The organism is Flavobacterium sp. SOK18b, assembly GCF_014156605.1.
GTDB classification, from domain to species: domain Bacteria; phylum Bacteroidota; class Bacteroidia; order Flavobacteriales; family Flavobacteriaceae; genus Flavobacterium; species Flavobacterium tiangeerense.
This window is the reverse complement of sequence record NZ_QKNZ01000104.1, coordinates 1-5,067: the sequence shown is the minus strand read 5'-3', so window position 1 is coordinate 5,067 and position 5,067 is coordinate 1. Positions and strand designations below refer to the sequence as shown.

General features: G+C 29.2%; 7 protein-coding genes. All 7 read right to left on the bottom strand.

All coding sequences use genetic code 11. The features are described 5' to 3' along the window. Positions 1 to 160: 160 nt before the first annotated feature. Complete coding sequence (locus DNC80_RS13680) at positions 161 to 346, bottom strand: CsbD family protein (protein ID WP_144890614.1); 186 nt, start codon at positions 344 to 346, stop codon at positions 161 to 163. 192 nt (positions 347 to 538) lie between these two features. Then, positions 539 to 1,426: an MlaD family protein gene (locus DNC80_RS13675; protein WP_182651694.1), complete on the bottom strand. Its 888-nt coding sequence runs from the start codon at positions 1,424 to 1,426 to the stop codon at positions 539 to 541. A gap of 17 nt (positions 1,427 to 1,443) precedes the next feature. Beyond that, positions 1,444 to 2,199: an ABC transporter ATP-binding protein gene (locus tag DNC80_RS13670; protein ID WP_182651693.1), complete on the bottom strand. Its 756-nt coding sequence runs from the start codon at positions 2,197 to 2,199 to the stop codon at positions 1,444 to 1,446. A gap of 1 nt (position 2,200) precedes the next feature. Beyond that, complete coding sequence (locus DNC80_RS13665; protein WP_182651692.1) at positions 2,201 to 2,992, bottom strand: ABC transporter permease; 792 nt, start codon at positions 2,990 to 2,992, stop codon at positions 2,201 to 2,203. 54 nt (positions 2,993 to 3,046) lie between these two features. Then, on the bottom strand, positions 3,047 to 3,520 hold the full coding sequence (locus tag DNC80_RS13660; protein WP_182651691.1) for a DUF2383 domain-containing protein: 474 nt from the start codon (positions 3,518 to 3,520) through the stop codon (positions 3,047 to 3,049). 487 nt (positions 3,521 to 4,007) lie between these two features. Then, entirely contained in the window at positions 4,008 to 4,481 is a 474-nt protein-coding gene (locus DNC80_RS13655) for a Dps family protein (RefSeq protein ID WP_182651690.1), read from the bottom strand. A 222-nt stretch (positions 4,482 to 4,703) separates the two neighbouring features. Continuing rightward, positions 4,704 to 5,067: DUF892 family protein (locus DNC80_RS13650; protein ID WP_220485253.1), on the bottom strand; the 364-nt coding region annotated here is incomplete at its 5' end.

Sequence of the window (5,067 nt, the reverse complement as noted above, 5' to 3'; positions counted from 1 at the left end):
CATTTCATAATATATTGTGTATTTTAAAATTAACGAAACAAAAAAATCAATTTTAGTCTCCTGTATTCTAGTCACATTTATTTTGATTAAAAAAGATTTTATAAATTACAGTTTTAGTGAAACCTAATTTTATATCCTGTAAGTAAGAGATAAAAAAAAACTATAAGGATTGAAAAATAACAATAAGTTCCTCTCTAGTTTTTCCTAGTTTGTCTTGGTATTTCTTTAGCATTTCTTCTTTCTTAGATTCTGAAAATAATGACTTGTTGCTAGTCAAAGCAACAAATTTTTCTTTTAATTTCTCCTTCTGCTGTTCCCAGTTCCCCTCTAAATCATTTGAATTCATAATTTTGGTTATTAATAGTGAAATAATCTTCACCCTCCAAAGTTCCCAAAATTCTAACTAATTAAATTATATAACTATGGCTATTTGTTGTAATTTTCACTGATTTGTAAAATAACACATAGTCTTTACAGTATTTTATTTAAAATAATTTTAAACTTCTAAAAATAGCTTGGATACAATAAAACAAGAGTATTATTTGTTAATAGAATCATTTTTTTTATCCATTTTCAAAGCTTTTTTCATTTCGGCTTCTTCAATTTCTTGTGCTTCCTCGAGTTTTTTATCTTCTTCTTTTTTCTTCTTATTGAAAAAACCTCTCAATAAAAAATTATGTTTTGCTGCCTCAATTACTTCATTTAAGCCTTTTGTAGCTGTTTTTACATTGGTTAAAGAAGAATCTATTGAATTCCCCATTCGCTCGTTACTTATAAGTTTTGATAGAGCCCCTTTACCATTGTTCATACTAGTAGTAAAAGTTTTAAACTCTGATGCGCTTGCTTCTAAACTAGTTACCATGTTGTCCACGCTATTACCGAATTTTTTATCTGAAACCAGTTTAGATAATGCTCCATCACCATTATTCATACTTGAGCTAAATTGCGCTAGCTCAGCAGTTATCAGTCCGGCATTATCTACACTTTTCTTAACACTCACCATAAGGTCATCCATTTCAATGGCTTTTTTAGATCTAATATAATCCTGATCATTAATCAATATAGTAGATTTCTTTCCTGAAGTTATTGTCAAAACTTTATCGCCCATTAAACCATCCGAATTGATACTTGCCACAGCATCTTTCTTGATGTATTTACGAACTTCATCTTTGATAACCATTTTAATAACAACCGAAGTATCATTGAGGAATTCAATATCTTCAACAGTTCCAATATTTATACCTGATAATCGAACGTTGTTGCCTACTGCAAGACCGTTTACTGAATTAAATTTTGAATACAACTCTATAGTTGATCCAAATAAGTTTTTTTGTTTGCCTACAAAATAGATGGTACCTACAAATAAAAACAATCCAATTATTACAAACATTCCTAATTTCCACTGGTATCCTGACTCTTTAACCATGATTTTTAATTTTTAATTTAAATAAAAAATGAACGAACCCATTCATCTTCACTTTTTTCTAGCTCATCATATGTTCCTTCAACATGTATTACACCTTCTTTTAAAATTACAATTCTATCAGATGTAAGTCTTGCACAGGGCATATCATGCGTTATAATTATTGATGATGTTTTATTTTTTTGTCGAAGTTCTAAGATGAGTTCACTTATTTCTCTTGAGGTAATGGTATCAAGTCCTGTTGTGGGTTCATCATACAGAATAATCTCTGGTTTAAGAATCAACGTTCTTGCAAGTCCTATTCGTTTGCGCATTCCTCCAGATAATTCAGAGGGCATTTTGTCTATGGCTTCCTTCAATCCCACACTTTCGAGTACTTCTAAAACCTGTTCATTAATTTCATCAGTTGATAATGAGGTATCATGTCTTCTCAATGTAAAAGAAAGATTTTCTCGAACACTCATAGAGTCATATAAAGCAGCATTTTGAAAAAGAAATCCAATGCGTGTTCTAATTTTGTTTAGTTCATCGATTTCTAATGAATTGATTTCTTGGTTGAACACAGTAATAATGCCGCTGTCAATCTTAATAAGTCCAACGATACATTTAATAGTAATTGATTTTCCTGAACCGGATTTACCTAAAACTACCAGGTTTTCTCCTTTATTTAAGTTAAATGTTACTCCTTTTAAAACTTCATTTGTACCAAATGATTTGTGTAAGTCTTTAATTTCAATTACTGGATTACTATTTTGAAGTGTGTAATTTTTTTCCATATTAAAAAAATAAATCAGTTACTTGTACCGCAATCATATCAATTATAAAAATGGTTAATGAGGCCGTAACTACCGCAGAATTTGCTGCTTTACCTACACTTTCAGTTCCATTTTCAGCATTATATCCTTTATAGCAACCAATCATTCCTATAAAATATCCAAAGAAAAAAGTTTTTATAGTTGCGGGAAAAATATCTAAAAACGTTATGGATTCAATCACTTGTGATAAATAGCGGACTACATTTACATCGCCGTGAATATTAATCCCCATGTAACCTCCAACTATTCCAATTCCATCTGCATAAATTACAAGTAATGGAATCATTAATGTAGTTGCCATAATTCTAGTTACAACTAAATACTTGAATGGTTTGATAGCTGAAACTTCCATGGCATCAATTTGCTCAGTTACTTTCATTGAACCTAATTCAGCTCCAATTCCTGAGGCTACTTTTCCAGCACAAATTAAAGCAGTAATTACAGGAGCAATTTCCCTAATTAAAGACAGTGCCACCATGCTAGGCAACCAAGATTCGGCTCCAAATTCTGCCAAAGTTGGTCTCGATTGTAAAGTAAGAACCAACCCCATTATGAAACCAGTAATAGTTACCAGTGGTAAAGATTTATATCCTATTAAGTAACATTGTTTGAGCAGCTCCTTGAATTCATAAGGAGGCCTAATGGCTTCTTTAAAAAAACGAATAGCAAACTCGGTAGCTCTGCCAACTTCAATAAAACTTTGATTGAGATAAGTTCCCAATCGTTCTTTTTGTATCGTTAATGTTTGGTTCATTCCTCTATTTTTAAATTTTATCTGAATTATATTTTTAAAAAATACAATCACCTTTTAAAAACTCATACTTGATTTTGCTATCATACTATCGCCCAAATCTTTAATTTTGTCATGTTGATTTGTTAGTAATATTTGTTGCTGTTGTAAAATTTTATTCAGCTTTTTTGGAATAAAATCAGTGTTGTTCGTCAATGAGTTTTTATATACTTTGAGTATTTCAAACTCAGAATATTCCAATCTGTTTAGAATTTCTTCTTTGTCTTTTATGAGAAAGTTTATTTTTAAATTTCCCCAAATTTTATCTATTAAAGTATGATTTCTAGCATTTTCTTTTGGGGCACCATTTATTTTACTCAGTTCAAATATCAAATCTTCATTAAACAAATTGCTTGTTTTTTCAAACTCATTGAATAATTGCACTAAGTCATTTTCATTAAATCCCTTTTTTGCATTTTGATACGCTATTACCCTATCTTTATGAGATGCTATTAAATTGTTTAATACATCAACTGATTTTTTAATATTCATATCTTATGATTTTGATTGTACTATTTATGTTTCAGGCTTGTCATTAAAGGGAGTTGAAAAAAACTACCACATTTCAATACATTTCTATTTGCAAAATTCATATAAATAACCATAAACCTTGTTACACAACTTTACAGAAAAGTTGCAATATTTACGGTTAAGATGCATTCTATATGAGGGTAAAAAAATCAATACTTCAAGTTTACTTTGTGGGAGAATGTTTTCTTGGATTAGTAAAAAAAAAGGCTGTTGTTTCCAACAGCCCAAACCAAACAAAACTCAACCTATTTTTGATAATTTCACTTTATAAAAAAGGAATTTATAATTTCTATTTAAGTAAATTTCACTTTACTCGTATTTATAGAAACTGTATTTTTTTGTGTATAATTGTATCTTTGAGAAGGGGCTGTTTTTCCTACTCTACAGTTACTATTTGATGGTTTTAAAACCTCATTTTTTAAATTGATCATAACTTTATTTTAATTTTTTATTCTAAATATCTTCTTAACTTCCAAGCCATTGTTTCATGATCTTTCATTAATCCTGTAAGAAAATCAGCGGTTCCAGCGTCATTATTTTTGCTGTCGCAGGTATCAATATCTTCTCTTAACTGTACAATTAACGTTTCATGATCTTTTACAAGTTCTTGTAGCATTTCTTTTTGAACTGGGTATACATTAGGAGATTCTTTTATAACAGATAATTTACTAAACTCGCTCATAGTCCCAATTGTTTTTCCGCCTAATTTGCTTATTCGTTCGGCCGTTTCATCAATCGAAACTTCAAGCTCAGTATATTGAGCTTCAAACAATTGATGCAATTCCATAAAACTTTGTCCAGATACGTTCCAATGAAATTTTCTAAGTTTTATATACAAAGTCATTTCATTTGCTAAAAGCGATGACAAAATGGTAATACTACTTTTTAAGTGCGCTTCGGTGATTCCAATGTTTAGTTTCATAATGAGTTTTTTTATAAATAATTATTGATTGTTTTTAACCAGATATTTTATGTCTTGTAATCAAGAATTAAATTTTTACAAAGGTGAATATTGTATAGTAATTTTATATTACATTATTAATTCAAAAAGTTATATGATTAACATTTTCTATTCCTTGTTTAATTATTTATTTGTGATTTTTTTCAATGATCTTGAAATTAATACCAATCGAGTAGGTCCTGATTATGGAGTATTAGATTCGTTTTCATATAAAGAAGAATAGTTTAGTGTGATATTTTTTTCTCCAATTGAATCAAAGAAATCTTCAAGACGCTGAATGTGCTCTTTTGTAAATTGTAAATGAGTTGTAAGTGCATCCGAAATTTCCTTACTCGCTGCTTTCTGGATCAATATGGGAATCGAAATTAAAAGTGATTTTTCAGAAAAGTATATGTCTTGTAATTCCTCAAGATAAATATTTCGACAGGTTTGATTTTTAGGTCCTACAAACTCTAAATCACTTTTATTTGGATAATTATTTTTCAATAATTCAAGCCTATTAATTTTTGAATTTCTCATTTTATGAACTTTTTGGAATTTTATAAAT

Coding starts and splice junctions, on each gene's coding strand:
- DNC80_RS13680 (WP_144890614.1), bottom strand. CDS start 346: ATGAATTCAAATGATTTAGAGGGGAACTGGGAACAGCAGAAGGAGAAA.
- DNC80_RS13675 (WP_182651694.1), bottom strand. CDS start 1,426: ATGGTTAAAGAGTCAGGATACCAGTGGAAATTAGGAATGTTTGTAATA.
- DNC80_RS13670 (WP_182651693.1), bottom strand. CDS start 2,199: ATGGAAAAAAATTACACACTTCAAAATAGTAATCCAGTAATTGAAATT.
- DNC80_RS13665 (WP_182651692.1), bottom strand. CDS start 2,992: ATGAACCAAACATTAACGATACAAAAAGAACGATTGGGAACTTATCTC.
- DNC80_RS13660 (WP_182651691.1), bottom strand. CDS start 3,520: ATGAATATTAAAAAATCAGTTGATGTATTAAACAATTTAATAGCATCT.
- DNC80_RS13655 (WP_182651690.1), bottom strand. CDS start 4,481: ATGAAACTAAACATTGGAATCACCGAAGCGCACTTAAAAAGTAGTATT.